Annotated in this window: 1 protein-coding gene; it reads right to left on the reverse strand. The window is 70.2% G+C overall.

Features of this window, described 5'->3' with window-relative positions:
• Positions 1 to 140: 140 nt before the first annotated feature.
• Positions 141 to 537, reverse strand: a 397-nt coding sequence (locus AAIO73_RS20185) for a glycosyltransferase (RefSeq protein WP_345880589.1), incomplete at its 5' end; no start/stop codon positions are given.

A 537-nucleotide genomic window follows, 5' to 3' on the forward strand; every position in this document is an offset into this window, starting at 1 on the left:
CCCGATGGGGAGATCCCGGCGTCCCGCAGCGTAAAGAGGGCGGAGCAGGTCCAGATATGCCTTGGGCGTCGTCGGATCGCCGGCGGGGTCGGTCGCCCACCCCGCCGCGACGATCGCATGGCGCAGAGCTCCGGCCGTCGTCATACCGCCTGCTCGCAAAGCTGGTGCTCGAGCGTTGCCAGGGCATGCTCGGCCTCGGCGAGGGTGACGTCGGGTATATCGGGCAGTGCCGGCACGACACGCATGGCGAACGCCTCTGCGTTGGGGCAGTCGCGCGCGACGCCGATCACATGGTCACCGGTCAATCCGATACGGTCGCCGAAGCGAGCTGCGACAAAGGAATCGGGGAGCCCGGCCCAGATGCGGCGCGCCTCCGCCTGCTGTCGGTATTGCCATGCCGCCCCTCGCGGATGCGGCATTGAGGGTGCCCCATGATGGTCGATGGCACTGAGCGCAGCGGCCATGCCGCCCGGCGCCCGGCCGAGCCGCCGTGAGGAGGTCGCAACCACCATGCCGGGATCGCGGCGCACGCGAAAC

Source organism: Sphingomonas epibiotica, assembly GCF_039615155.1.
GTDB lineage: Bacteria > Pseudomonadota > Alphaproteobacteria > Sphingomonadales > Sphingomonadaceae > Sphingomonas.